Origin of the sequence: Dawidia soli (assembly GCF_018598185.1) — a bacterium.
GTDB classification, from domain to species: domain Bacteria; phylum Bacteroidota; class Bacteroidia; order Cytophagales; family Cyclobacteriaceae; genus Ohtaekwangia; species Ohtaekwangia soli.
Genome location: NZ_JAHESC010000064.1, coordinates 1 through 24278, shown reverse-complemented (window position 1 = coordinate 24278; position 24278 = coordinate 1). Strand labels below are relative to the sequence as shown.

Sequence of the window (24278 nt, the reverse complement as noted above, 5' to 3'; positions counted from 1 at the left end):
GCCATGTTCTTCGCACGCAAAAAAAGAAACTATATACCCCTGGAGGAAAGCGAACGCCTGGCCATCATCGAGCGCTCGTCGCGACAGGTATCGCGGGGTGTATTTTATTCCACCATCATCATCATCGCCTCGTTCCTGCCCGTGTTCTTGCTCACCGGCCAGGAAGGCAAGCTTTTCCACCCGCTGGCATTCACCAAAACGTTCATCCTGGTGATCGATGCCATCCTGGTCGTCACGCTCGCGCCCGTGCTGCTCTCGTTCTTTATGAAGGGCCGGTTTCCCAAAGAGCACGCCAACCCCATCAACCGCGGGCTGGAGCGGATCTACGAACCGCTCATCCGCGTCTGCCTGCGCTGGCGCAAAACGACCCTGGCGGTGAACATCGCCGCGCTTGTCGTGTCCGTGCCGCTGCTCATGAGCCTCGGCCACGAGTTCATGCCGCCGCTCGACGAGCAATCCATTTTGTTCATGCCCGTTACGCTGCCCGATATTTCCAACGAAGAGGTTAAGCGCATTCTGCAGGTACAGGACAAGATCATCCGCACCGTGCCCGAAGTGGCCCACGTACTCGGCAAAGCAGGCCGCGCCAGTACCGCCACCGACAACGCGCCGCTCAGCATGATCGAAACCATCATCCTGCTCAAGCCCCGGTCCGAATGGCGCCCGGGCATGACCAAGCAAGCCCTGGTGCAGGAACTTGACGCCAGGCTCCAGATCCCGGGAGTAGTGAACGGCTGGACACAACCCATCATCAACCGCATCAACATGCTGGCCACCGGCATCCGCACCGACGTGGGCGTAAAAGTATATGGCCAGCACCTCGACAGCATCCAGGCAGTATCCGAACGCGTCCGCCAGGCCCTCCGCCACATTCCCGGCGTGCACGATCTCTATGTCGATCCCGTGACCGGCGGCAGCTACCTGACCGTTACACCCGACCGCGAAGCGCTCGGCCGCTATGGCCTGACCGTGGAAGACATCAATATGACCGTGGAATACGTGCTCGGCGGCACACCCATTGCGCAGACGCTGGAAGGCCGGCAACGCTTTACCATCAGCGTGCGCCTGGCGCAGGATTACCGCAGCAGCCTCGAGCAGCTCCGGCGTATACCGTTGCGCACGCCGGCGCAAGGCACGGTACCCCTGTCGGCCGTGGCCACACTCGCCCTGGAAGACGGACCGCCCATGATCACCTCTGAAAATGCCATGCTGCGCGGCGCCGTGCTCTTCAACGTACGCGACCGCGACCTGGGCAGCACGGTAGAAGAAGCCATGGCCACCCTCAGCCGGCAAGCAGGCCTGTTACCCCCGGGCTATTACCTGGAGTGGAGCGGCCAGTACGAGCACCTGCTGCGCGGCCGGCAAACGCTGACGCTCATCCTGCCCATCGTACTGCTCATCATATTTATCGCGTTGTACCTCGCCTTCCGTTCCCTCCGCGAAGCGTTCCTCAGCCTGATCACCGTACCCTTCGCCCTGATCGGCGGCGCCTACATGGTATACTTCTACGGCACCAACCTGTCCGTAGCCGTAGCGGTGGGATTCATCGCGCTCTTTGGTATCGCCGTCGAAACCGGCGTTGTCATGGTCATATACCTCAACGACGCCATGCGCCAGCTCGTCGCGTTGCGCGGCAACAGCCGCGACACCATCACACGCCAGGAGCTGCAGGAATATGTCATCGCCGGTGCCGCCAAGCGCCTGCGCCCCAAGCTCATGACCGTATCGGTGGCATTGTTCGGCCTCATCCCCGTACTGTGGGCAACCGGCGTCGGCAGCGACGTCATGCAACCTATTGTGTTACCGATGATCGGCGGCGTGCTGACCTCCTCCACACACATCCTGCTGGTAACACCCCTCATCTTCCTCATGACCAAAGAATACGAACTCCGCAAACATGGAAAACTACATATATAGCCAACAACACGCACGCGCTGGCGCGAGTCTTAGCCTCCGTCTCGGGGGCGGAGACTCGTGCCTGCCATGGCGCCAGTCTCCAGACTGGCGTAGAGCATTCTACGTAGTGCTTTGCCTCATAACCACACTACTGGCAACAACTACCCACGCGCAGGTCATGTCCCTCGACAGCGTACTCCTCCACGTAACCCGTCACCCCATGCTGCAGGAGTACGACCACAACGCCCGGGCCATGCTGGCCTACAGCGAAGGCGCCACCGCCTGGATGGCCCCCATGGTCGGCGTCGGCACATTCATGACACCCTACCCCGGCGCAAAGCTCGACGAGATGATGGGCGACCGCGACAAAGGTTCCATCATGGTATCCATCGAGCAAAGCATTCCCAACACCGCCCGGCTCCAGGCCAGGAAAGACTACCTGGCCGCCCGCGCCACGATCGAGCAGCACGGCCGCGCCGATCAATACAACACCCTGCGCGCCGAAGCACGCGAATTATACTATCGCTGGATCGTCGACGAAAAGAAGATCGTCGTGCTCCGGGAAAGCGAACAGATCCTCGCGCTGCTGCTCAAGCTGGCCCGCATACGCTACCCCTATAACCAGGGCAGCCTCGGCGCCATCTACGAAGCCGAAAGCAAATACCAGGAAGTGCAAAACCAGGCGCTCACCACGCAAGGCGACATCGCCGAAAAAAGCTACCGCCTCAAAGCACTGATGAACCTGCCCGCCACGGCGCCGCTGGCAGTCGACACGACCCTGGTCGTCGCCTATACGCCCGTCGCCGCGCCCGATACCACCGCCCTGGGGGCACAACGCAGCGACCTGCGGCAACTGAACAGCAGCATCGACGCCATCCGCCTCAACCAGCGCTACCAGCGGCTGCAGGCACGGCCCGATTTTAAGCTGCGCTTCGACCACATGGAACCGCTGGGGCGCGATATGCCCCGGCAGTTCACGGCCATGGCCATGGTGTCCATCCCCATCGCCCCCTGGTCGTCGCGCATGTATACCGCCGAAGCCCGCGGCATGCACGATGAGATCCAGGCCCTGCAACGCACGCGCGAAGCACGCTTGCTCGAAGCCCGCGGCATGCTGGGCGGCCTGGGTGCCCGGCTCGCCAACCTGCAACAACAGATGGAGCGATACCGCGCTAAAATATTGCCCGCCCTGCGCCACAACTATGACGCCCGCATGCTGGCCTACGAAGAGAACCGCGAACAACTGCCGATGGTCGTCGACAGTTGGGAGGCCTGGAACATGGCCCGCCTGGAATACCTGGAAAAGACTGCTGAATATTATAGCCTGATCGTCCGCTATGAAAAAGAACTGGATCAATAATATAGGGATGGTACTCCTCGTACTGTTGCTGGCTGCCGCCTGCCGCCCCGCAGACCACGCCCACCACGATATATATACCTGCCCCATGCACCCCACCGTCGTGTCCGAGCGACCCGGCACCTGTCCCGTCTGCGGCATGGAGCTGGTGCGCCAGGCCCGTGAGGGTGAAGCTACGGAGATAACACCCGCCCTTGCCCGCATACTGCAAGCTCCCAATGAACAGGTGCTCGCCGCTGTGCAGACGGTGAAAGGAACCTTCAAAGCCATGCCCCTGACCTACACCGCCCCGGGCACCGTGGCCTACGACACCCGCGCGCTGCGTACCATCACCGCCCGCCTCGGCGGACGACTCGAAAAAGTATACCTGCGCTACAGCGGCCAACCGGTACGTGCCGGCCAACCCATCGCCGAGGTCTATAGCCCCGAGCTGGTAACCGCCCAACGCGAGCTGCTCTACCTCGCTCAACACGATCCGGCCAGCGGCCTGCTGGCCGAAGCCCGGCGCAAATTGCTACTCCTGGGTGTCACCACGCAGCAGATCGACAATATCCTGCGCCGGCAAGAGCCCGTGCAGTCCTTTACCTTGTATAGTCCGTACGACGGGTACATCCTGGCAGCCACCGAAACCCCGGCCGCGCCGGCGACCGCTGCTACCGGTGACCCGATGAACGCCGGCGCTGCCGCCACCGCCGCACTCCCGACAGCGATCGGCACCGCGCTGCCACGCGAAGGCGACTACATCGCCCGCGACCAGGCACTTTACCGCATCGCCAACGGCCACGCCCTGCGCATAGAGCTCACCGCGCCCGCACAGTCCGTTGCCGCGATCGCCCCGGGTGACACCGTACAGCTCATCGCCGACGGACAACAACGCCCCGGCACCGTAGTCCTCATCGAACCGGTGTACCGCGACGGCGAGCCCTTCGTAACGGTACGGGTACAACCAAACAATGCCAAAGATCTGCGCCCCGGCCAGCTTGTCCAGGCCACCTTTACAGCCCGCCCGGTGGAAGCCCTGTGGGTGCCGCGCGATGCCGTGGTCGACCTGGGCCTCGACAAGGTGGTCTTTGTGCAAGACGGCGACTCCTTCCGCGCACGCAAGGTCACCACGGGCGCCGTCGTCCAGCAGTGGATCGCCATCCGCAAAGGCCTTGCCTCCACCGAAGCCATCGCCGCCCAGGCTCAATACTTAGTAGACAGTGAAGGTTTTCTTAATCCCTGATCCCATGCGTCTCCTGCAACTGATATCCATTCCCACGGCGCTCGCAGCACTTGCCTGCACGCCCGGCAACAAACAAGACAAACCCGCGGGCCACGAGCACCACGCCGCCGTCGCAGCACAACCCCGTGTGCAACACGACCTGATGCTCTCCGCCACGCAAGAGCGGCTTGCCAACCTCGCCGTACAGCCCCTGGCCCGGCGTGCGCTCGGCGCCACCGTGGTGAACGGCACGCTGACGGCCGACGAAACCCGCACACGCGTGATCAGCAGCCGCGCCGCCGGCCGCATCGAGAAGCTCTATATACAAGAGACCGGCCGCCGGGTACGCGCAGGCGAGCCGTTGTACGAGCTGTACAGCGAACCGCTGCTCGTGCTGCAACGCGAGTACCTCCTGGCCCGCGAGCAGGAGGCTGCCCTCGGAAAAGAACATCCGCGGTACGCCAACTTTACACGCGCCGCCGCACAAAAACTGCTTCAGTACGGGTTAACCCAGCGCCAGCTTGACCACCTCGCCACCACCCGCGACCCGCGCGAACGCCTGGTGTTCCAGGCCCCGGTCAGTGGCCTCATCACGGCGCTGCAAGTCACCGAAGGACAAGCGATAGCCGAGGGCAGCGTATTATACCGCCTGGAAGATCTTACTACGCTGTGGGTAGAAACAGAGCTTTATCCCGGCGAAGCCGCCGCCACACACCCCGGCGACACCGTGCAGGTACTCCCCGCCGGCGACGACGCCGGGCCACGCGGCGCTGTGGTGGAGTTCATCTCCCCCGTCTATCGCGCCAATAGCCAGGTAACGATCGCCCGCGCGCGCCTCGCAAACACGGACCAGCGTCTGCACCCGGGCCAATCCGTTCAGGTGTTGCTCACGCAGGGGGCGGCCCGCGTATTGGCAGCACCACAAAACGCCGTCATCCGCAAAGGCAAACAGCCACAGGTATATATCCGCACCGGCGCCCACACCTATCAACGTCGCCCGGTCACCCTCGGCCGCGAAGACGCCGCCTGGGTGGAAATAACGGGGGGCCTGCAACCGGGGGATACCCTTGTCACCCGCGGCGCCTACCTGCTCTACAGCGAACACGTACTGAAACACGGCCTGTAGTCCCTTATACAAACGTCTTAATTCTTTAACTTTATAACCATGAACACAACATCGATCTCCCGACTCTTCACCGTCACCATGCTTGCCGCGGCCATGGCCTGCAGCCCTTCCAAAAAAGAAACACCCGAGGCGCCCGCCACCGGCCAGGATAACGCTAGCGCTGGCGCTGAGGCCGACACGATCACCGCCGGCAAACCACAGTATACCGTAGCGCCCGCGTTCCAGCAGCAGCTTACCGCCGTCTTCAACGCCTATGTGCAATTGAAAGACTCGTTCGTAGCCTCCGATGCAGCCCGCGTACAGGCCGCCTCCCAGGGCGTGCAGCGGGCCGTCTCCGCAGTCGATATGACCCTGCTGGAAGGCGCCGCCCACCACGATTGGATGACCCACCTCGAAGGCATCCATACAACGCTCAAGGCTATGCAAACATCTCCCGCCAACCTCGAGGACCAGCGCAAAGCCTTCGCCGGCCTCACCCAGTCGCTCTACCAGGCCATCAAGGCCTACGGTCTCGGCAACACAACCGCCTACTATGAATTTTGCCCCATGGCGTTTAATAACGAAGGCGGCTTCTGGCTCAGCGACAGCAAGACCATCCGCAATCCCTATTTCGGCGATAAGATGCTGACCTGCGGCGAAGTACGGGAAGCCCTGTAGACAAAAAAAACAAGTTTGGGGAATTTTATACACTTACGCGCCACACGTCCGTGTATCGAATTCCCCAAATAATCGTCAAAATGCCCTATATAGCTGCGATTTTGATTTGGTCGGGATATTGCAAGGCTGCAAGCTTCACGCTACCCGTAAACCATTCATGAAAAACGAATCTATTAAAATTCTCCAGAAGAGAAAGAAAGCCATTTTAGAACTGTGGATGAAAAACCAGCTGGCCGAAGAAGGCTTACGCGACGACCTCATGAACAATGAAGACCTGCGCGTACAATCCGAAGAGCTGCTGGATGCGCTGCTGAACAATCTTTCCGATGATACCGTCGGCGATGCGGAGTCGTCGCAGTTCGACACAGTCACCGATATTCTGGCAGGCATTTCCGTGTCGCGCGCCAGACAAGGCTTTTCCCCCCGCGAGACCGGTGTATATGTCTTCAGTCTGAAAGACGCACTGCTGGAAACCCTGCAACAGGAAATTAAAGACCCCGTGATCCTCTATGCGCAGAGCCTCAAGATCAGCAAACTGATCGACAGCTTTGGCATCGTGACATTTGAAACATTCATCAAAGGCCGCGAAGAGGTTATCCTTCGTCAAACCGACGAGATCGCGGAGATCTCCACGCCTGTCATCCGCGTGTGGGATGGCATCCTGGCATTACCCATCATTGGTACCCTCGATAGCTCCCGCACGCAGATCGTCATGGAAAACCTATTACAAGAGATCGTCGAAAGCGGCAGCAGCATCGCCATCCTCGACATCTCCGGGGTACCGGCCGTCGACTCACTGGTAGCACAACACCTGATCAAAACCGTAAGCGCTACCCGCCTCATGGGCGCCGAGTGTATCATCAGCGGCATTCGCCCCGAAATCGCCCAAACCGTCGTACACCTCGGCATCGACCTTTCCCAGATCATTACCAAAGCCAGCCTGGCCAGCGCATTACGCACGGCCTACACCATGCTTCAACTGGAAGTAGTGAAAAAACGCAGATTCGAAAAAGAGAACGCATAAGATTATATGGAGAAGATACCGATACTACGGATGGGTCCGTTCCTGTTGGTAACGATTCAGGTGGACCTCTATGACCGCCTGGCAGAGAACCTTGAATCGGACCTCGTCCAGATGGTGAGCAAGACCGGCGCCCAGGGGGTGCTGATCGACATCTCGGCGGTTTCTATTATCGACTCTTTTATGGGGCGTATCATCGGCAACATCGCTTCGATGTCCAAAATCATGGACGCCGAAACCGTCGTCGTCGGGATGCAACCCGCAGTCGCTATCACGCTCATTGAATTGGGGTTGCCCCTGAAAGGAGTTCACTGTGCACTCAACGTAGAACGGGGAATGGAATTGCTTCGTTCTAGAATTGCACTAACCGACGGAACTCCGGATGACGATGCTGACACTGAATAAGGATACGATGGCGGTCGTGAAAGAGCAGGATGTCGTTCCGCTTCGCAACCGCGTCAAAGAATATGCTACCAAGATCGGCATGGGGCTCGTCAACCAGACCAAGCTGATCACGGCCGCCAGTGAGCTCGTGCGCAATATGTTAAAGTATGCAAAAGGAGGAAAAGTGTTTATCGAGGTCGTGAGCAAAGGAAGGGAAAACGGCATACGCCTGGTCTTTGAAGACAAAGGGCCGGGCATATCCGATGTTGCCCTGGCCATGAAAGACGGATACTCCACCGGCAAAAGCCTGGGGCTGGGACTGCCCGGGGCCAGGCGCCTGGTCAGCGAATTCGATATTCAATCCACCCCCGGAAAAGGAACGACCGTGACGGTGATCAAGTGGAAGAATGGATAATCCGCCGCACTTCACCAGCTATGTCGTCGAAGACCGGAGTCATGTGGCGATTATCAAACGGGAAATTCACTCCCGCGTGGTGCTGGCAGGCTTTTCAAAAACCCGCGTGGGCGAGGTCGACATCGTCGTATCCGAGCTGACCTCCAACCTCATCAAGTACGCCGGCAGTGGCGAGATCCTGTATCGCCTGGTACCTTGCGGCCCCGACAACCCCGTGCTCGAGCTGTTGTGCATCGACAACGGCCCGGGCATGAGCGACCCCGCCCGCATGATGAAAGATGGCGTCTCGACGCGCAATACCCTCGGCCACGGGCTGGGTGCGATCCAGCGTCTGAGCGACTCCTTCGAGCTCTACTCTCTCCGGAACTGGGGCACAATTGTTTACGCGCAAATGGCGGTAAAGAAATGTGAGCCGGCAACCAAGGCGGAGATCCGGGTCGCCAGTCTCAATGTGCCCAAACCGGGCGAGACCGTCTCGGGCGACGGCCACCGGGTCAAGCACAGCCAACATGGCCTGAGCATCTTCTTCGCCGACGGGCTGGGCCATGGCGAAGCCGCACACGAGGCCGTACAGACCGGGCTGGACGCGTTTCAACACACCCCGGGCGATTCGCCCCTTGAAACGCTGCGCTATATCCATAGCCAGGTGAAAAAGACCCGGGGCATGGTAGGAACAATCGTATCGTATAATAAAACGGACAATGAGTGGATGTTTTGTGGTATTGGCAACATCAGCAGCCGCACCTATACCGGTCTGCTCTTCAAAAACTATATGTCCTACAATGGCATCATCGGCCTCAACATCCCCGGCACTATGAAAGATACCCGGATCCCTGGTGAAAAGAACCAGCACCTCATTCTGTGCTCCGACGGGATCCGCACCCGGTGGGACCTCACCAAATACCCGTCGATCTTTAAATACGACAGCATCATCCTGGCCGCATGCCTCTATAAAGACTTTTCGCGCCGCACCGACGACGCCTCCATTCTCGTAGCCACCATCAATCCAAGCCGATGAAAGAGATCGTACGCGTAAGCTTGGAAAACGAAATGGATCTGATCCTGGCCCACAAACGGTCTATGAAGCTGGCCGAGTTGTGCGGCCTTTCGCTGTCGATACAAACCACGTTTGCCACCGCCGTCTCCGAGATCGCACGCTGCGCGATCGAGTCGGGCGCCGAGGCGTTCATGCTTCTGGGGATCGACTTCCTCAAGGCCAACCGCAAGCAGGTAACGGCCATCGTCTACGACACCGCCCCCTATACCCCAAAATGGCAGGAGGCCGTCTCCTACGCCAAACGCCTGGCCGACAACGTAAAGGTTGTACGCAACGGCGCCCACATCGAAGTAAGCCTTCACCTCGAGATCAACTTCGCCGGCGTCATCAGCCCGGCCAAGCTCGAGTCGTTCATTCAATACTTCGAGTCCGAGCCTCCCATCTCGCCCTACGACGAGATCCGTCGCAAGAACATCCAGCTGCAGGACCTCGCCCAGCGCCTGCGCGAAAGCGAAGCGTCTTACAGCTTCCTCTCCGACCGGCTGCCGCTTATGATCTTTTCCGTCAATCACCTCGGCACCATTACATTCTCCAACAAATGGCTGCAAGATTACCTGGGCATTCCCATCACACAGCTCGATATCGCCCACTGGCAGCAGGTCGTCCATACCGAAGACCAGCACCGCATGGCATCCGACCTCAACCAGTTGATCATAAATAAGAAGGCGCTGCGCCAGCAATACCGCCTGCGCCAGAACAGCACCGGCAAATACCTGTGGCACATGATCAGCATCCAGCCGGCCGAGAACGACCGCGACCTGACCACGCAGTGGGTCGGCTTTATCGTCGACATCCACGCGCAGAAACTGATCGAGCAAACCCTGAAAGACAACACCGAGCTCAAAGAGACCCAGCAGAAGCTGGTATACCATCAGCAACAACTGGAACAAAAGATCGAAGCGCTCAACCGCAGCAACTACGAGCTGGAACAGTTCGCGCACCTGGCCTCGCACGACCTGCAGGAGCCGCTGCGCAAGTTGTTCTTCTACGCCGATGTGCTGCAGCAAAAATACCGCGAGACGATCGACGCCAGCGGCGTACAGATCCTCAACAACATGACGCAGGCCGCAGGCCGCATGAAAGAGCTCATCCGCGACCTGCTCGCCTACTCCGAGCTCAACCAACGCGAGTTCGAGTTCGGCGAGGTGAACCTCGATACCATACTCGAAGAGTTGCTCAAAGACTTCGAGATCGTCATCCGCGACAAAGGCGCCGTCGTCCGGAAACAGCCGCTGCCCATCATCCACGGCAACGCCGTCAAACTGCGCCAGCTGTTCAGCAACCTGCTGTCAAATGCCCTGAAATATTCCAAGGCCGGCGTGACACCGCAGATAGACATCACGTGCCTGCAAACACCGGAGGCGCTCGCCATTACCGTGCGCGACAATGGCATCGGGTTCGATCCCAAACAACAGCACCGCATCTTTGAGCTGTTCGAACGCCTGCACAGCCGCTCGCGGTACCCGGGTACCGGCATCGGGCTGTCTATTTGTAAACGTATTGCCGAGCTGCACCACGGCAGCATCAGTGCAACCGCCGAAGCCGGCGAATATGCCAGCTTCCAGGTCACGCTGCCGCTGTCGCAACAATCCTATATCCACACAGCATGAACCACGATTTTAAAATACTCGTTGTCGACGACGACCCCGAAGACCACTTCATCATGCAGGAGTATTTCAGCGAAGCTGGCCTGGGCGATATCGTCGTCTTTCGCGAGAACGGCGAAGAAGCCCTCTCCTACCTCGCCGGGTTGCCGCCCAACGGACTGCCTGCCCTCATCGTGCTCGACCTGAACATGCCTGTGCTCAACGGCCTGCAGACCCTCACCATGCTCAAGGAGCAGTCGCATCTTCGCCATATACAGGTGGTCATCTACTCAACTTCCAACAACGACCACGAGCGCCAGCAATGCCTGGAGCAGGGCGCCCGCGACTATTTCGTAAAACCGTTCACGCTGGAAGCCGGTACCCTCATGATCGAGCGCTTTCGCCAGATGCTGGCGGAAAGCCTGCAGTGACCGCCGGAAACGCACCCTACACAACGGCCGCAACCACGGTCTGACGCCCGAACCCTGGGCCGTATCGTTATTTTATATTTATTTTTTCGTATCTTCCTCGGCCAACACTTGTGCCCATGCAACCCATTGTCGAAAACCCGAGTGTCGACCTGCTGGTCGGCGTCGTGCAAGAACTGTCCCTGGCCCGTGACCTGGAAACCGTCATGCGGATCGTGCGCACCGCGGCCCGCAAGCTCACCGGCGCCGACGGCGCAACCTTTGTCCTACGCGACGGAGACCTGTGCTTCTATGCCGACGAAGATGCCATCTCGCCCCTGTGGAAAGGCAGCCGCTTTCCGCTGCACACCTGCATCAGCGGCTGGGCCATGACGCATCGCCAGGCCGTGGCGATCGAAGACATTTACAACGACCCGCGCATCCCCGTAGAAGCCTATCGGCCCACCTTCGTCAAGAGCCTGGCCATGGTGCCCATCCGCATGCAAAACCCCCTCGGCGCCATCGGCAACTACTGGGCCACCCGGCACATGCCCAGCGCCGCCGAGCTCAAGGTACTCCAGTCCCTGGCCGATATCACCGCCGTTACCCTGGAGAACATCGAGCTGTACCGCTCGCTGGAAGCGCGCGTGCAGGAGCGCACCGCGCAGCTGGAGGCCGCCAACAAAGAGCTCGAAGCATTCTCATATTCCGTATCGCACGACCTCCGCGCACCGCTGCGCTCCATCGACGGATACCTGCACATCCTCCTGGAAAACCACACCGACGGCCTGAATGAAACCGGCAAAGGCCTGGCACAACGCGTGCTCACCAATGCCAAACACATGAACCAGCTCATCGATGACCTGCTGGCATTCTTTCGCATGGGCCAGAAGCCGCTCCTCAAAACAACGGTCCAGGTAAACGACGTGGTACGCGCCGTGTGTAAAACGGCCCAGGAGGCCGAAGACCCCGCGCGCAGCATCGATTTTACCATTCAGGCATTACCGCCCATACAGGCCGACGCCGTGCTGCTCCAGCAGGTATGGGTAAACCTCGTCTCCAATGCGTTGAAATATACCCGGCGACAGGAACGCACCGTGATCGAGATCGGCTTTTACGAAGAGCCCGGAGAGATCATCTACTATATCAAGGACAACGGCGTGGGCTTTGATATGGCGTATGCCCACAAGCTGTTCGGCGTCTTCCAGCGGCTCCATTCACCACGCGAGTTTGAAGGTACAGGCATCGGCCTGTCCATCGTACAGCGCATCGTTGCCAAACACGGCGGCACCGTCCGCGCACACGCCGAAGAAGGCAAAGGCGCCACGTTCTATGTAGCCTTACCCAAGGCCTGATCACTTCGTGCCTTCCAGGCTGAGCACATTCGCGCCAAGCGCGTCTTCAAACACCCGCTCCAACGGCTGATCATGCACGGTCACGAGGATCTCTACCGAGCCGGTGCCGACCGCGCCCTTTAGTATGTGGCCGCCATATGCCTGAAACGTTTTGTCCGTCACCACACCGTGCGCATGCAAAGACACCTTGCCCTTCTGCCACGCGATCGTGCCCTGCATCGACGCCAGCTCTACATCGCGAAACTCCTTCGGAGTATAGTGACGCGTCTTGAAATCAAAGAACCCGAACGTGATGTTCACGAACCCCATGCCGCTAAACGTAGCCGAGGGGATCTTTTCCACCTGCGCCAGCGTTTCAATTTCGTTCAGGATGCTGTCGCCCTGGCGCAGCACCATCAGGTACCCTGCCGGTACACGGGTATATTTTTTCATAGCGGTCGGAGTCTTTCGTGTCGATTGCGCCTGCGTTGAAGGTGCTGCCAGGGCCGCCAGCAACACCGCCAGAACAAAATGTTTCATAGAGAGTTGTTTATGTTCTTACCCATGGCGGGAAAATACCGTGCCGCGACAGGAAAGACCTGCCGGGTATAATTATTTCGCACCCCTTGCTATTACACGCTTAAACAATACGACTATGGCAAAGTATTCGAAAACAGCACAAAAGAAAGTAGGACGTGCCATGCATGAAAAGAAAAAAGGCACCCTCAAAAGCGGACGCAGCGGCAAGAAAGTAACAAGCCGCAAACAAGCCATTGCTATCGGTTTGTCCGAAGCCCGCAAAGCCGGAGCAAAAGTACCCGCTAAAAAAGGCGCAAAGGCCGCGAAGAAGACCGGCCGTGGTCCCGCAAAGAAGACCGCGAGAAAAAGCGCGGCAAAAAAGGGAGCAAGAAAAACAGCCAAACGTTCCAGCCGCTGATCTTCACTAAAAATGTTTTACCGGGCCTGTCATACAGGCCCTTTTTTATCTGCCTATGATACACGTCGATAAAGTTACCCTCGCCGCCCTCGCCGGCACCACGCTCATGACGGCATTCAGTTACGGCGCCGCACGCCATCAACGCAAGCAATTCCGGGAGCCCGAGCTCCTGAATAAGCTCTTAGACCGCCTCCCCGGCCCGCAATCCATACCCACCAAAAGTCCCGCCGGCTGGCTGGTACACTACGGCGTAGGGATGCTTTTCACAACGGCCTACGACCAGCTCTGGCAACGCAACATCGGCAAGCCCACGCTGGCCAATGGTCTGCTACTGGGCACCATCAGCGGCCTGATCGGCATCGGCGGTTGGATGCTGACCTTCAAACTCCACCCCCATCCGCCCAAAACCGACTATACCGGCCACTATAAACAATTGCTCCTGGCACACATGATCTTTGGCGTAGGCGCCGCGTTAGGATATACTAAAATGAAACGGCTACCGGTAAATCGGCAGATATAATCACCGGTCACAACCTCATGGAGCGGTTGTTTTCAGTATATTCACGCCCATGTATCGTATTTCGTTTCATCGCCTGTTACTCGTAACATCGGGGCTAGCGGCGATCTGTACCGGTGCCCGGGCCCAGGGGCATGCGCCGGCCGTTATGAATTTTAAGACAGAGGCTTTCCTGCTCAAGAACAAGATCGTAGCCGAGCATTACAGCCCGCCGGCGATAGACGATGCATTTTCTGCTGCCGCGTTCGACCTTTTCCTGGACGACCTCGATCCCGAACGTCTCATCTTTACCGAAGGCGAGGTGCAAGCCCTGAAAGCCCATCGCAACAAGCTCGATGACGAAATAAATGGCAAAAGCTGGAACTTCCTGCCGGCCGCCACCAAAAGCTACCAAAAGGCTCTTGCCCGTGCTACACAGGCCATAAACCAGGGTACACAACGCGCATTCGATTTCAACGTAAAGGAATCCTATACCGAAGACACCCTCTGGACAAAAGACGAGGCCTTTATTTTTGAGCGCTGGCGTCTGTTGCTTAAATACGAAACGCTCGTCCGTTTAACAAACACGAGGAACAGGAATACCGCTGAGCCCGAAGCGATATTCCTAAAGAACCAGGAGCCGGCTACGCGCAACCTGGTAAAGACAATAAACCTTGCCCGGCTCAATCGCGTACTAAACAATACCGCCGGCTTTGAGAATTACGTCGGGATAGCGCTGCTCCGGGCGCTGGCCAATGCCGTCGATGCGCATACGAATTACTTCTCGCCCAAGGAGATGGAAGATTTTATGAGCGAGCTGAGCACCGAAGGATACCTATTCGGATTTCAGCTGAAGACCAATGATATGGGCGACCTGGTAGTAGATCAGCTTACGCCCGGTGGGCCGGCCTGGAAGTCGGGAGCGATCCACACCGGCGATGTGCTGGACCGGCTGCGATGGGAAGGAGGTCACTGGGTAGATCTGGCCGGCCTCGATACACATGAGGTCGGGCTGATACTCAACGAATCGAATCACCAGGCATTGGAAATAGAGCTTCACGGTCCGGGTGGTCAGCAAACAAAAGCGATCCTGAAAAAGGAGAAAATGTCCGACGACGATAACATCGTGAAAAGCTTCATCTTGCAAGGCGACGAACGAAAAATAGGGTATATCTATCTGCCCGGATTTTATACAGACTGGAACGGCACCGAAGGGTCCAGGTGTGCTAACGATGTGGCTGCGGCAATACTTAAACTGAAAAAGGAAAATATAGAAGGTATTATCCTCGATGTTCGCTTTAACGGCGGTGGATCACTACAAGAGGCCGTGGCGATGGCGGGTATCTTTATAGATGCCGGGCCGATCGGGCTCCTGAGAAGCAAAGGAGGCGAGATCGTCACCGTGAAGGACATGAATCGCGGCACGATCTATAACGGCCCGCTGGTATTGATGGTGAACGCGCTCAGTGCGTCGGCGTCGGAGTTCCTGGCGGCGGCGTTAAAAGATTATCATCGCGCCATTATTGTCGGAAGTCGCACATGCGGCAAGGCAACCGCGCAGCTCATTCACCCGCTGGATCCTAAAAACACAAGCTCCGGATTCAACGGTGTAACAAAAAGCCCGTTCGGCTATACAGCGATAACCGAACAGAAGATCTATCGCATCAACGGTAAAACGGTACAACGCAAGGGCGTCGTGCCCGATGTTCCGCTGCCGGATCTGTTAAATGCCTTGCCCGTGCGCGAACAAGACATGGAGCATACATTGCCTTCCGACTCGGTACAGAAAAAAACATACTATGATCCGTTTCCGTTCCTGCCCCTGAAAGTCGTGCGTGCCAAAAGCGACGAGCGCGTAGCAGCTTCCGCAGCGTTCAAACAACAGCAATACTACACAACCTGGCTCCTGCAGAAGGAGGGCGGCAATAGCGGCTCGTTGTTGTTTAACGATAGGCTGGCCGCCAGTCAACAGGAACAAACCCTGGAAACCGGTGCCCATGCAACAGGGGGCACAAAGGCCTATCGCATAGGCCTGTTACCCGGCGATGCGGTGGCCGATCCTGCCGACGATTATAAAAAGAATATCAACACCGCCTGGATCAACCGGCTGTTGCAGGATATATACATAGAAGAAAGTTTTTATATCATAAACGATCAAATAAATCAATCTAAAAAACCATGACACACGCGAAGTTGGCGCTTATTGTTGCACTGATGAGCCTGACCTTTTCAGGCCTTTCAAAAGAACATCCCCATGCGGCGGGTACGGCAGCAGAACACATGGCCTTTCTGTCTGACCTGGAAGGAACGCTCTCGGAAAAATATATGAGCTACATGAGCGAGGTAGCGCACGGGGGCCGCGCGCGTAAAATGGACAAACGCCGCCAGGACCTTATCGCCGCGGTGCGTACAGCCATTACGCAAGGTAACAGGCTCAAACCTTTTGAAGGCGACGCCACCCTGAAAACGGCTTATGTGCAGTACTGGAATGTATTGCTTTCGGTCTTCAATGAAGATTACCGCAAGATCGTGGACATGGAAGAGATCGCCGAGCGCTCGTACGATGAAATGGAGGCCTACTTGCTGATGCAGGAAAAAGCAGGCGACCGCCTCGATGAAGCCTATGACCAGGTATCGAACGCTTACCGCACGTTCGCGGCAAACCACAACGTGCGCTTGTCTGAAGCCCAAAGCTCAAAGCTCTCACGCAAGCTCCAGCAAACCGGCAAGGTGAGCAGTTATGTGAATGCGTTGTATCTCATTCACTTCAAAAGCACCGTACAGGAAGGCAATATGATCACCGCCTTGAATAATAAAGATGTGAACGGCATGGAGCAAAGCCGCGAGGCGATGAAGCGCTACGCGGAAGAAGGCCTGTCACGACTTGACACCGTAAAGGCCTTTAAGGGCGATGGATCGCTCGTCACCGCATGCCGCAAAATACTCGAGTTCCAGGTAATGGAAGCCGGAAACATTACGGCGTTGTCGGATTTTATGATCAAAGCCGACGACCACGAAAAGGCCCGCAAAACCTTCGAAGCCAAACCTGCCGCCAAACGCACCCAGGCTGATATAGACGTCTATAATAAAAGCGTCAATACGTACAATCAAGCCGTTCAGAACTATACCAAAGTAAACGACGATCTCAATAAGAAACGCAGCGGCGTGCTTTCCCACTGGGATAATTCCCGGAAACGCTTTATGGATAGTCACGTGCCGCACAAATAGCAAGAACTTTTGATGCCCTGTAATGAAGAACGCCGCGTATCGCGGCGTTCTTTTTTTTTCACGATGCCAGTAACACCGGATCCTTACCATCCCATGATCTGCTCCAGGTTGGGGTTCAGCAACACCTGCGGCTGCGGCACCGGCCGGTAATAATATTTCGGCTCCAGAAAGAGCCCCAGATCATCTGCCGTGGCGACATTGCCGCTCTCGCCCTCCGTCAGGAAGAACGTAGCACCATCCGTGCCGATAGCCCCTACGCTGTGATACACCAGCGTCTTGCCCAATGAATTCTTTTCCTTCTCCTCGTCCGCCGGAATTTCGTCATCGACCGACAGCAGAATGATATCCTCGATATTGTCGCCCGTCAGATCATATTTACCCAATCCCGGGAAGTACAATCCCTCCGGCTCGATCTCCACACGCTTACCCGCATGCCAGCGCATAAGATCGTCAAAGCGGTAACCCTCCAACGCCAGCTCCACACGACGCTCGCGACGGATCTCCAGCAGTACGGTTGCCTGTGCGCCCGTCACCAACGGGTACTGCGCTTGCAGCACGGCATCCGCCGGAGGATTGATCGAAAGTGCCGGCATACCGGCACGCGCACGGATCTTGTTGATCGTGTTGTCCAGGTCGCCCTGGGTCAGTGCATTCAGCTCCGCTTTCGCCTCAGCGTAGATCAGGTAGATCTCCGCCAAACGGATCAGCGGTATGTCGAGATTGTTTTGCACCTCGGTGTCGGTGTCGTTCACAAAACCTTTGATCTGATGATACCCCGTAAAGTTGCGCGACAGCTCCTGAACATAGATCCCGGCGCCTTGCGCATAGGTCGACGAGTTGACCAGCTCCCAGCCCGGATAAGCATAGGTCTGTGCCAGGCGGGGGTCGCGGTCTTCAAACTCTTCCACAAACCCGTTCGTAGTGTATCCGGGCTGACTGGTGTACGGCGTGCCATCGCCCATCAGGTAAGTCTGCAGCAGATCTTTGGACGGACTCACCTCGTAATTGCCGAACATGTATCCCCACCAACCGCTGTTGAGCAGGTTGGCTTCACTGAACCGCCCCAGGATCACCTCGCGGTTACCTTCCAGGTCTTCGCTGGTGAACAACGATGCATAGTCGGACTCCGGATGTCCCGTGTTGTGCAGCGCAAAGCCACCGTCGTCTATGATCTCGCCGGCAACTTCCGCCGCCAGCGCCAGGTATTGATCTGCCGTGGCCTGCAACGCGAGCTCCGTGTGGTACTTGCGATAGGTACCTTCGTATAGCGCTGCCTGTGCCATAACGGCCCGGACCACCCAGCGGTTCACCGCGCCCGCGCGGTCTTCCTCGCCATCCGCATCGACATACTGGCGGGCAAACTCCAGGTCTTCGAAGATCTTGTCGACAACCAGCGCGCGGCCGTCGCGCCCCTTGAACAGGTCAGCATCGTACTGTGTTAATGTCTTGTCGTACCACGGCACGTCCGAGTAACGTTGTACTTTTCCCATGTAGAACTTCGCACGAAAGAACCGCCCCATGCCTTCGTAGTGCTTTTGCTGCGGTTCGGTCAGCTTCGCGGTACCAACGTGATCCAGGTAGTAGTTCACCTTGCGCAGCTGATCCCACGTCCAGCCTTCGGTAACGTTGGCGGCCGTCGGCGTGCCCGACATCATGTTCTTGAGCTCGGTAACACCCGTCGTCGCGGCATTATCGGTGGCGGCGTCTTCTACATAGATCCCGACGCCCGCAAAATTGTACAGGCTATAGAGATAGGTGTCGAGGTCGTCGGCCGTATGAAAGAAATCCTTTTCGCTGATCTCCGTCTGGGGCGAGCGCTCCAGGAAGTCGTCGTTGCAGGCTTGCGCGGCCAGCAGGAGTGCGACACAGCATATACTATATTTATTCATGTTTTTACATTAATGAGGTGAATCGTACAAACTAGAATTGCAGTTCAATACCAAAGGAATACTTCCGTTGAAAAGGATAGGCATATCCCCAACCGTTCAGATCGCTGCCGGCATGATCGACCGGGTCATAGTTCGGATCCGTCTTGCCGATATTATTGGTGATCGCCTCCGGGTCGAAGTACTTCTTGACCGCTGACCATTCCGTCAGGTTCTCGCCGCTGACATATACCCGCAGCTTGTTGACGTGGATGCGGCTCAGCAGGGCATGCGGCAGCGAATAGCCGATCGTGATATTCTTCAGACGCAGGTAAGCGCCATTCTGCATATAGCCCGTCTGGGGGATCGCCAGGCCTTGTGCCCGGTCAATGCGCTCACCCAGGTTCTTGTCGGCAAGCCACGCCTGCAGCACCGGGTATTGGGCATCCGGGTTGGCGTCGGCCAGGCCCGCGTTGATATACGACTGCGAATGCTGCGCACGCTCGGCTTCGCTGTCTCCCTCGCCGCGGTAAAAGTCCAGCAGGTGCGTATAGCCGCCGGCGTACGGCTGCTGATAATAGCCCCAGTACAGATAGTTGATGGGATAGTAGTCCATTTTACCCACGCCCTGGAAGAAGGCACGCAGGTCGAACCCGTTCCACTCCGCGCCTACGGTAAAACCAAAGCGGAAACGCGGCGTGATGTTACCGATCACCGACAGATCTTTCGGGTCGTCGACGGTAGCGCCCTTCTCGATAGAGCCGCTGTTGTCCAGGTCCTTGTATTTCGGCCAGCCCGGTACGACGTCCAGCGCACCCCAGGGAATGATAGAAGTCTCGTCGAGTGCGTTGATCTCTTCCTGATTCTGAAACAGACCGTCGCTGCGCAGGCCCCAGATCTCGCCGAGTGTCATCCCCTCATAGTATTGCGTGAGGCTGCGGTTAGGGTTGTCGAACTTGGTGATCTTCGTGCGGTTATCGGAGATCACAAAGCTTGCAAATGCATGCAGCGGCTTGCCTGCCAGACTAAACTCATCGTCATATCCCAGCGACAGCTCCCAGCCGGTGGTACGGAGGTCGGCAGCATTTTCTTTCGGGGGCGCCACGCCCAGCACCGCCGGCAGCTCTCTGCCCGCCATCAGCATGCCTTCTGTATCGCGGCGGAAAACGTCGAACGTCGCCGTAATGCGCTGCTGCAGAACCCCTACGTCAATACCCACGTTACTGGATTTTATATCTTCCCAACCATAGTTGTCCGACACCAGATACGGCGACGACACCATAGACGGCAGCGCACCGCCGATCAGATACTTGCCTTCTTTCAGACTCGAAAGCGGGAAATAACCATATTCCGTAATGCTGGACTGGTTGCCCAACGAGCCATAGGAACCGCGGATCTTTAACGTATTGACTACTGTGGCGACCGGCTCCCAGAACGATTCCTGGTCCACCTTCCAGCCGGCCGACACCGACGGGTAGAAACCAAAGCGCTTGTCCTTGCGGAATTTGGAAGAACCGTCATAGCGGCCGTCGAACTCGACAATATACCGGTCGCGGTAAATATAATTCAGGCGATAAAAGGCGCCACGCAGCGCCCATTCCCGGATGGCTTCGTCCACACTCGCCAACCCGGTAGCAAGCCCCACAGAAGGGATCGACGGCGAGATCACCCCCACCTTCTCGGTTTCAACCGAATCCAGACGGTTATACTCCTGATTGAAACCCACGATGGCGTTGACATAGTGCTTCTGCGCAAACGTCTTTTCAAACGTAGCATACGTATTCAGCACGTAGTACGATTGCTGTGTACCCAGACGCCCGGCGGTGTTGGCTCCTTCCTCGCGAACGTCGTCCGGACCATAACCGATCAACAATTTGTTGCTGTTGGTGCGGTAATTATAGGTATCGCGACGCACCGTAAAGTCGGCGTTCATGCGCACCATGCGCTCCCAGAACGACAGCTCACCGCTGAAGGTGGTCTGGAACATATTTACTTTCGATACGCTCTGGCCGCCGTCGATCATTTTAGCCGCCGCACGGCCCACGTCCGTATTGGCCCACGACCCGTCGGGGTTGCGGTCCCAGCTGGTCGGAAACAGGTTGAACAGATCTTCCATCGACAACTGTGACGGCGTTACCCGGTTCGTCAGCGACAACTGAGTGTTGTTGCCAAACGTCAACCATTTATACGGCGTGAAGTTGAGCTTGGTACGAATGCTGTAGCGGTCGTATTTATCGTCGGCAACTTTCAGCGCCCCGTTCTGTGAATCGTAAGCACCCGATAGATAATAAGACGTGGTGCCCGACTTACCCGACAGGTTTATATTATGCCGAACCGACAGCGTAGGATTGTCCAGGTAGTATTTAGTCCAATCGCGGTTGCCCATATAAGCCCACAGCGCATTGTCTTCCGGATCGATCCGCACCGGTCCCGACGACGAGGGATCGTCGGAGCGCTGGCGCGCCCACTCGTATTGCACCGGCGTATAGTTCACATAATCCCACGGCGTATTGTCGGTGGCTGTTTCCAGCGTCCGCATATAGATGTAAGGATCTGTCACCTTGCTGGGCAGTACCGTAGCGCTCCCCCAGGAAAAATTATTGTTATACTCCACGTTAAAGCCTTCACGGACACCGCTCTTCGTGGTGATCAGGATCACGCCCGCCGCGGCGCGCGAACCATAGATGGTCGATGCCGAGGCATCCTTGATAACCGATATACTCTTGATATCCGACGGCGCAATGAGGTTCAGGTCGGCCACGCTCATGGGCACGTTGTCTACTATAACCAACGGTCCGGCACCGGTGATCGATGCCATCCCGCGAATGTTGATGTTCGGCACCGCACCGGGAGCGCCGCTGGCAAAATCTACGTTGAGGTTCGGCACAACACCCTGAAGGCCCTGGCCCACGCTTTGGATCGGGCGCGCTTCCAATACTTTGCTGTCGACCACGCTGACGGCACCCGACAGGTTGGCCTTCTTCTGCTCGCCAAAACCCACGACCACCACTTCTTCCAAAGAAGTAGCGCTGGCCTGTATCGGAATGTCGATCGTAGAACGGTTACCGACCGTTACCTCCGAGGTGACATAGCCGATAAACGTGACCACCAGCACGTCACCTTCCGCAACGTCCAGCGAAAAACTGCCGTTCACATCGGTCATCGTACCGTTGGCAGTGGATTTGACCAGGACGCTGGCGCCGATCACAGGCGAACCGTCGGCAGCATCCGTCACCGTACCGCGTAGCGTTGTGCGCTGCCCGGCAGACAAGACGTTCTGGGCCATCACCCATCCCGGAAGACCCGCCAGTAAACAGGCGAGCACGACCACGCGGGTGAGACCGGAAAGATTGTAGAGTTGCTTCATTGCAAGGGGATTGATGTTTTACGGATCAAATGTATAGGTAGAATAAATATTGAATGACCGTTCAATCAAAAATTAACAGACTCTTCACATCGGGTCTGATTGATTTAATGTAGTTTTGACAAAACTTTAACACGATGGGAAGAACCAGCCTCAAGGAGGTACGCCAGCAGGAAATCATACTCGCCTTCTATAAAGTCGCAAAAAAAATAGGTCTTGAAAATGCCTCGATAGCCAAAGTAGCCGATCACCTCGAGATCAATCCGAGCCTGATCGTACACTATTTCAAGACACGCGAAGCGCTTATCGAAGGGCTTATCCATTTTATCCTCGAACGCTACAGCGACATCTATAAAACTAACGGCGGGCATTATACCACCGCAAAAGAGCTTACACAATTAATGGACAACCTCTTCTCCCGCACCTGGGACAAGCTCTTCGACGACAGCGTATTTTATAGCTGCTATGCCCTCACCTATCGCGACAAAAAGATCCGCGCGTCCTTTAAATCGCTGCACGACTCCCTGCGCGAATCGCTGCGGGACGCCTTGCACAAAGCCTGCGCCAACGGCGTTATTCAACTCAGGAATGAAAAGGAAACGGCTGAGGTCATCTTCGCGCTGATCGAAGGCGCCTATTATTATTTAGGCATGGTCGACTCGCCGACAGAGAACACCCGCAAGCTGAACATGATGAAACGACAGGCACTGACATTGCTTGGCCTGTAGTCCTTTAGGCCTGCCGGTGATTCTTTTTCCGAACGTGGTAGATCCGCGCAATCGATGCCGCGGCAATCACGATCCAGATGGCATTGACCACCAGGTTCGGCAAGTCCATGAGCGTATACGAGACGATGACCAGGCATAGACCGCCGAGCGCATTGAGCAGGTGGTACGGCACACCCTCGGCGCGCATCCACCCCAGGCTCAGCAACGCGTAGGCCGTTACATACGCCAGCACACCCGTCCATCCGACGATCTCGCCTACCGAAAAACTTAACGTTTCATTCATGTACCCGATTTTAATAGCTGCGCGAAGATATTCAATTTTGAATGGTCATTCAATCTATCCATGTAGTACCTTTGCGGACAGACGAATGCGTCCATACCGATTTACCACTAATCTTTCAAAGCATTTTATGATCAAGGTTAAGTTTCTGTTATCAGTCGCCTGCTGCTGGATCGTGCTGAGCGCCGCCGCCCAAACGCGCAAGGCCGTATTTATCATTCTCGACGGTATTCCGGCCGATGTCATTGAAAAGACCGACATGCCGGTATTAAAAGAGATCGCCGCCCGCGGCGGCTATACACGTTCCTACCTGGGTGGTGAAAAAGACGGCTTCAGCCAGTCTCCCACCGTATCCGCCGTGGGCTACAACCACGTCCTCACCGGCGTGTGGTCACACAAACACAACGTGTGGGACAACGACATCCGCGAGCCCAACTACGCGTACTGGAACATCTTCCGTGTGGCGGAGCAAGCTAACCCGTCGCTGCAGACCGCCGTCTTCTCGTCGTGGATCGACAACCGTACCAAGCTGGTAGGCGAAGGCCTCCCCACCGCCGGCAACATCAGGCTCGACTATAGCTACGACGGCCTGGAGCTCGACAAGACCCGCTTCCCCGCGGGCGAAAAACGCATGTTCGACATCGACGAAAGCGTCTCCACGGAGGCCGGCCGCTATATCCGCGAGAAAGGCCCCGACCTGTCGTGGGTATACCTGGAATATACCGACGACATGGGCCATATGTACGGCGACAGCCCGCAGTTCTATGACGCGGTAAAGAAAGCCGACGCGCAGGTAGGCCGCGTGTGGGAAGCCATCAAAGCCCGCGAGCAACAACACGGCGAGCAATGGATGATCGTCGTCACCACCGACCACGGCCGCGACGCCCAAACCGGCAAGAACCACGGCAGCCAGACCGACCGCGAGCGCACCACCTG

Annotated in this window: 22 protein-coding genes; 18 read left to right on the top strand and 4 right to left on the bottom strand. The window is 57.1% G+C overall.

What is annotated here, in order from left to right; translation table 11 throughout:
- Positions 1–3: 3 nt before the first annotated feature.
- From KK078_RS27745 to KK078_RS27690, 12 genes are all read left to right on the top strand, one after another.
- The gene (locus KK078_RS27745; protein ID WP_254093649.1) at positions 4–1917 is read left to right on the top strand and encodes an efflux RND transporter permease subunit; all 1914 of its coding nucleotides are present in this window, start codon (positions 4–6) and stop codon (positions 1915–1917) included.
- Positions 1898–3256: a TolC family protein gene (locus KK078_RS27740; protein WP_254093647.1), complete on the top strand. Its 1359-nt coding sequence runs from the start codon at positions 1898–1900 to the stop codon at positions 3254–3256. The genes KK078_RS27745 and KK078_RS27740 overlap by 20 nt, the downstream gene beginning before the upstream one ends.
- On the top strand, positions 3234–4478 hold the full coding sequence (locus tag KK078_RS27735) for an efflux RND transporter periplasmic adaptor subunit (protein WP_254093645.1): 1245 nt from the start codon (positions 3234–3236) through the stop codon (positions 4476–4478). The genes KK078_RS27740 and KK078_RS27735 overlap by 23 nt, the downstream gene beginning before the upstream one ends.
- Positions 4479–4482: 4 nt before the next feature.
- A complete protein-coding gene (locus KK078_RS27730; RefSeq protein ID WP_254093643.1) occupies positions 4483–5583 on the top strand; it encodes an efflux RND transporter periplasmic adaptor subunit in 1101 nt (366 codons plus the stop codon).
- A 39-nt stretch (positions 5584–5622) separates the two neighbouring features.
- On the top strand, positions 5623–6240 hold the full coding sequence (locus KK078_RS27725; protein WP_254093638.1) for a DUF3347 domain-containing protein: 618 nt from the start codon (positions 5623–5625) through the stop codon (positions 6238–6240).
- A gap of 157 nt (positions 6241–6397) precedes the next feature.
- Positions 6398–7264 (top strand): STAS domain-containing protein, encoded by an 867-nt coding sequence (locus KK078_RS27720; RefSeq protein WP_254093632.1) that lies wholly within the window; start codon positions 6398–6400, stop codon positions 7262–7264.
- A gap of 6 nt (positions 7265–7270) precedes the next feature.
- On the top strand, positions 7271–7666 hold the full coding sequence (locus KK078_RS27715; RefSeq protein ID WP_254093630.1) for an STAS domain-containing protein: 396 nt from the start codon (positions 7271–7273) through the stop codon (positions 7664–7666).
- Entirely contained in the window at positions 7644–8060 is a 417-nt protein-coding gene (locus KK078_RS27710; protein ID WP_254093628.1) for an anti-sigma regulatory factor, read from the top strand. Before KK078_RS27715 ends, KK078_RS27710 begins: the two co-directional genes overlap by 23 nt.
- Positions 8053–9078, top strand: coding sequence for an ATP-binding protein (locus KK078_RS27705; protein WP_254093626.1), 1026 nt, complete (start codon positions 8053–8055; stop codon positions 9076–9078). Before KK078_RS27710 ends, KK078_RS27705 begins: the two co-directional genes overlap by 8 nt.
- Positions 9075–10727 (top strand): sensor histidine kinase, encoded by a 1653-nt coding sequence (locus KK078_RS27700; RefSeq protein ID WP_254093624.1) that lies wholly within the window; start codon positions 9075–9077, stop codon positions 10725–10727. Before KK078_RS27705 ends, KK078_RS27700 begins: the two co-directional genes overlap by 4 nt.
- Entirely contained in the window at positions 10724–11134 is a 411-nt protein-coding gene (locus tag KK078_RS27695; RefSeq protein WP_254093622.1) for a response regulator, read from the top strand. The genes KK078_RS27700 and KK078_RS27695 overlap by 4 nt, the downstream gene beginning before the upstream one ends.
- Positions 11135–11250: 116 nt before the next feature.
- Positions 11251–12465 (top strand): sensor histidine kinase, encoded by a 1215-nt coding sequence (locus KK078_RS27690; RefSeq protein ID WP_254093620.1) that lies wholly within the window; start codon positions 11251–11253, stop codon positions 12463–12465.
- On the opposite strand, the gene KK078_RS27685 is transcribed toward KK078_RS27690, so the two are convergent.
- Positions 12466–12984 (bottom strand): PPC domain-containing DNA-binding protein, encoded by a 519-nt coding sequence (locus KK078_RS27685; RefSeq protein WP_254093618.1) that lies wholly within the window; start codon positions 12982–12984, stop codon positions 12466–12468.
- A gap of 115 nt (positions 12985–13099) precedes the next feature.
- Here KK078_RS27685 and KK078_RS27680 point away from each other — a divergent pair, with 115 nt between their 5' ends.
- The 4 genes from KK078_RS27680 to KK078_RS27665 are packed head-to-tail and all read left to right on the top strand — an operon-like array spanning position 13100 to position 17105.
- Complete coding sequence (locus tag KK078_RS27680; RefSeq protein ID WP_254093616.1) at positions 13100–13381, top strand: DUF6496 domain-containing protein; 282 nt, start codon at positions 13100–13102, stop codon at positions 13379–13381.
- Positions 13382–13436: 55 nt separating this feature from the next.
- Positions 13437–13901, top strand: coding sequence for a hypothetical protein (locus KK078_RS27675; protein ID WP_254093614.1), 465 nt, complete (start codon positions 13437–13439; stop codon positions 13899–13901).
- A gap of 49 nt (positions 13902–13950) precedes the next feature.
- Entirely contained in the window at positions 13951–16059 is a 2109-nt protein-coding gene (locus tag KK078_RS27670; RefSeq protein ID WP_254093612.1) for a carboxy terminal-processing peptidase, read from the top strand.
- A complete protein-coding gene (locus tag KK078_RS27665; RefSeq protein WP_254093606.1) occupies positions 16056–17105 on the top strand; it encodes an LIC11966 family surface protein in 1050 nt (349 codons plus the stop codon). Before KK078_RS27670 ends, KK078_RS27665 begins: the two co-directional genes overlap by 4 nt.
- Positions 17106–17188: 83 nt before the next feature.
- On the opposite strand, the gene KK078_RS27660 is transcribed toward KK078_RS27665, so the two are convergent.
- Entirely contained in the window at positions 17189–18994 is a 1806-nt protein-coding gene (locus KK078_RS27660) for a RagB/SusD family nutrient uptake outer membrane protein (protein WP_254093592.1), read from the bottom strand.
- 31 nt (positions 18995–19025) lie between these two features.
- Positions 19026–22337, bottom strand: coding sequence for a SusC/RagA family TonB-linked outer membrane protein (locus KK078_RS27655; RefSeq protein ID WP_254093590.1), 3312 nt, complete (start codon positions 22335–22337; stop codon positions 19026–19028).
- Positions 22338–22471: 134 nt separating this feature from the next.
- Here KK078_RS27655 and KK078_RS27650 point away from each other — a divergent pair, with 134 nt between their 5' ends.
- The gene (locus KK078_RS27650) at positions 22472–23062 is read left to right on the top strand and encodes a TetR family transcriptional regulator (RefSeq protein ID WP_254093589.1); all 591 of its coding nucleotides are present in this window, start codon (positions 22472–22474) and stop codon (positions 23060–23062) included.
- A gap of 4 nt (positions 23063–23066) precedes the next feature.
- Here KK078_RS27650 and KK078_RS27645 read toward each other — a convergent pair whose 3' ends face one another.
- On the bottom strand, positions 23067–23345 hold the full coding sequence (locus KK078_RS27645) for a CBU_0592 family membrane protein (protein WP_254093588.1): 279 nt from the start codon (positions 23343–23345) through the stop codon (positions 23067–23069).
- A 127-nt stretch (positions 23346–23472) separates the two neighbouring features.
- On the opposite strand from KK078_RS27645, the gene KK078_RS27640 reads away from it, so the two are divergent.
- On the top strand, positions 23473–24278 hold an 806-nt coding region (locus KK078_RS27640; RefSeq protein ID WP_254093587.1), incomplete at its 3' end, for an alkaline phosphatase family protein.

Coding starts and splice junctions, on each gene's coding strand:
- KK078_RS27710 (WP_254093628.1), top strand. CDS start 7,644: ATGACGATGCTGACACTGAATAAGGATACGATGGCGGTCGTGAAAGAG.
- KK078_RS27725 (WP_254093638.1), top strand. CDS start 5,623: ATGAACACAACATCGATCTCCCGACTCTTCACCGTCACCATGCTTGCC.
- KK078_RS27745 (WP_254093649.1), top strand. CDS start 4: ATGTTCTTCGCACGCAAAAAAAGAAACTATATACCCCTGGAGGAAAGC.
- KK078_RS27645 (WP_254093588.1), bottom strand. CDS start 23,345: ATGAATGAAACGTTAAGTTTTTCGGTAGGCGAGATCGTCGGATGGACG.
- KK078_RS27705 (WP_254093626.1), top strand. CDS start 8,053: ATGGATAATCCGCCGCACTTCACCAGCTATGTCGTCGAAGACCGGAGT.
- KK078_RS27655 (WP_254093590.1), bottom strand. CDS start 22,337: ATGAAGCAACTCTACAATCTTTCCGGTCTCACCCGCGTGGTCGTGCTC.
- KK078_RS27650 (WP_254093589.1), top strand. CDS start 22,472: ATGGGAAGAACCAGCCTCAAGGAGGTACGCCAGCAGGAAATCATACTC.
- KK078_RS27730 (WP_254093643.1), top strand. CDS start 4,483: ATGCGTCTCCTGCAACTGATATCCATTCCCACGGCGCTCGCAGCACTT.
- KK078_RS27685 (WP_254093618.1), bottom strand. CDS start 12,984: ATGAAACATTTTGTTCTGGCGGTGTTGCTGGCGGCCCTGGCAGCACCT.
- KK078_RS27675 (WP_254093614.1), top strand. CDS start 13,437: ATGATACACGTCGATAAAGTTACCCTCGCCGCCCTCGCCGGCACCACG.
- KK078_RS27715 (WP_254093630.1), top strand. CDS start 7,271: ATGGAGAAGATACCGATACTACGGATGGGTCCGTTCCTGTTGGTAACG.
- KK078_RS27690 (WP_254093620.1), top strand. CDS start 11,251: ATGCAACCCATTGTCGAAAACCCGAGTGTCGACCTGCTGGTCGGCGTC.
- KK078_RS27720 (WP_254093632.1), top strand. CDS start 6,398: ATGAAAAACGAATCTATTAAAATTCTCCAGAAGAGAAAGAAAGCCATT.
- KK078_RS27670 (WP_254093612.1), top strand. CDS start 13,951: ATGTATCGTATTTCGTTTCATCGCCTGTTACTCGTAACATCGGGGCTA.
- KK078_RS27665 (WP_254093606.1), top strand. CDS start 16,056: ATGACACACGCGAAGTTGGCGCTTATTGTTGCACTGATGAGCCTGACC.
- KK078_RS27660 (WP_254093592.1), bottom strand. CDS start 18,994: ATGAATAAATATAGTATATGCTGTGTCGCACTCCTGCTGGCCGCGCAA.
- KK078_RS27735 (WP_254093645.1), top strand. CDS start 3,234: ATGAAAAAGAACTGGATCAATAATATAGGGATGGTACTCCTCGTACTG.
- KK078_RS27700 (WP_254093624.1), top strand. CDS start 9,075: ATGAAAGAGATCGTACGCGTAAGCTTGGAAAACGAAATGGATCTGATC.
- KK078_RS27680 (WP_254093616.1), top strand. CDS start 13,100: ATGGCAAAGTATTCGAAAACAGCACAAAAGAAAGTAGGACGTGCCATG.
- KK078_RS27695 (WP_254093622.1), top strand. CDS start 10,724: ATGAACCACGATTTTAAAATACTCGTTGTCGACGACGACCCCGAAGAC.
- KK078_RS27740 (WP_254093647.1), top strand. CDS start 1,898: ATGGAAAACTACATATATAGCCAACAACACGCACGCGCTGGCGCGAGT.